The 2,032-nt window shown below is 48.8% G+C and carries 3 protein-coding genes; 1 reads left to right on the plus strand and 2 read right to left on the minus strand.

Features of this window, described 5'->3' with window-relative positions; genetic code table 11:
* Positions 1-91: IS3 family transposase (locus NG821_RS12715; RefSeq protein ID WP_394802058.1), on the plus strand; the 91-nt coding region annotated here is incomplete at its 5' end.
* 466 nt (positions 92-557) lie between these two features.
* Here the strand turns inward: NG821_RS12715 and NG821_RS12450 are convergent.
* On the minus strand, positions 558-1,088 hold the full coding sequence (locus NG821_RS12450) for a DUF1573 domain-containing protein (RefSeq protein ID WP_252761980.1): 531 nt from the start codon (positions 1,086-1,088) through the stop codon (positions 558-560).
* A 2-nt stretch (positions 1,089-1,090) separates the two neighbouring features.
* Positions 1,091-2,032, minus strand: a 942-nt coding sequence (locus NG821_RS12455; protein WP_449619110.1) for a hypothetical protein, incomplete at its 5' end; no start/stop codon positions are given.

Genomic DNA, 2,032 nt, shown 5'->3' on the forward strand with positions numbered 1-2,032 from the left:
CAAATGGTATAATGAAAAGAGAATCAAGTTAAGATTAAATGGAATGAGCCCGGTACAATACCGAGCTCATTATAGAGAAGTAAATAATTAATGTTCAATTAACGTCCAACTTTTGGGGTTCATATCAAAGTTTCCTGCCTTTTTTATTATCGTGAAAGTTCTTTCCATCGGATGATAGTTGCGGAATCCTCTTGCTGAACGTTATTTCCAATTGTGTTTTTCAGGTTTGGAACAGAGGTTGATCAGGCTTCGTGGAATAGTGGATTGACGGTCGCTTGGCATCTCTCCTGACAGTCGGATGGCTGTCATCAAGAGAGGCAACTTGTTATTGGAGCAATGAATCTATAGCGGTGATTGACAAGTCTCAGAATGATTTCCACAGCCCTATATCTGACGTCTGTTGGGGCGCGGATAGTTGTCCGGAAAAACCCATAAAGGTGGAGGAAAAAAGGCTGTCCACTGGACAAGTGTCCACAAGTGAAGGGAAAGACGGAACTCATGGAAACAACTCCTGAAGAAAGACCGGACTGGTCCTTTTCCGGGATATTAAAGGTCTCCTAATAGTCGTCTTCTTTTTTCACCCAATAGCCCCTATTCCCATTGGCTTCATCGAAATTATCATGGATGTCCTTAGAGGCCTCTTCAATGATCCTTTCGTCATAGATTTGCTCGAAATCATGGCTGTCTGTTTCCTTTGGAACGACATAGAGGTCGAAGTTCAGGTCAATTTCTCCGTGTGGCAGGGCATTGGCGTAAATGCGGATGGTATGCTTGACATATCCTAGGTTTTCGGTGCTGTTGAAGATAAAATGCAACAGACATGAATCGCCCGGATAGACGACCATTTGGGTACTGTCCTGATCCAGAATACACCCGCAAGAAGGCTGTACGTCGTTGATGATGAGCGGGGATGAGCCGATATTCTTGACTTTATACGACATATAGATCTTATCTCCGCTGATGATAGGATGGTAGTGGCGGATCGAGTCTTCAACTTTTACTGCTGTCGGCCCAATCTCCTTTTTACATCCGGTAAATAAGGTCATACTTGCCAGTATGATGCAAAGCGTATATATAAGTGTTTTCATTTCTAGTGGATTTCGTCACAGGCGACAGTCACACGGCCGTCTTTTTCAGGTGCGATCAGCCGGAGTTCTATTTGTTCGTTCCCATTGCCTTTCAAGGGCAGGATATAGGTGAGGTGCTGGAAGTCGCCCCCTGCCTGGGGCCTCTTCTCTGAAGGCTGGCTGACAACGCCGGTCTGTTTCCCGTTCTCCAGGATCTCAATCCTTGCAGGAGCGTAGATATGCCATACGGGCGCCTGGAGGCACCCCAGCGAAAGTTGTGAGAGACTGCCTTTGCTGGATACGATGTATGAGGTGGTCTTCTTCGGACTGATGACCCAGTTGGTGTGGTAGTCATACGCGCTTCCTTCCAGTCCGTCCGTCAGTTCACTGACGTTGCAGGTTACCTTATCGGAATTGATTCTCTTGGGCGGATAACTGCGGTAATACTGAATGTAGTCAGAGAGCAGTCCGTTGGCTTCGCGATAGACCTTCATGTCCTTGAGCTCCTTAGCGCCTTCAAGATCGATGAGGCAGGTCTCGACATTTTCCGGATCGTATTTCTCCAGTCCGGCCCGTATGAGTTCCAGCTGCGTGTAGTTGAAACCGGTGAGGAGCATGCTGAGGCGATGCCGCTCGTCCCCCTTGATGGACTTGGAAGCCCTGTCAAGTTGGCCGTTGAACTCCAGGAATGCCGAAGGCTTGAGATAGGCTTTCGCCTCATCCCCGATACCCCCATAATAAGGGATCCCCTCCGGGTCTTTGACGGCCATGTCTTCGAGGGAGAGGTAATAGCCGGCGATGGCCTTTCCAGAGACAGGATAATATTTTGCATAGTACTCACGGACGAGGGAGGCAATGTCCTGGTCCGGGTCCTTCAGGAGTTTGGCGAGTACGGAGGTCTGCATGTCGTCAAAGGCCGCGTAGTCATCCCCGCTGCCGTTGAGGATGACCCCGCTCACCCCTTG

Origin of the sequence: Segatella cerevisiae (assembly GCF_024054555.1) — a bacterium.
Taxonomy (GTDB): domain Bacteria; phylum Bacteroidota; class Bacteroidia; order Bacteroidales; family Bacteroidaceae; genus Prevotella; species Prevotella cerevisiae.

What these genes read in the sequence shown, in the direction of transcription:
- NG821_RS12450 (WP_252761980.1), bottom strand. Translation starts at nt 1,088, where the DNA reads ATGAAAACACTTATATATACGCTTTGCATCATACTGGCAAGTATGACC.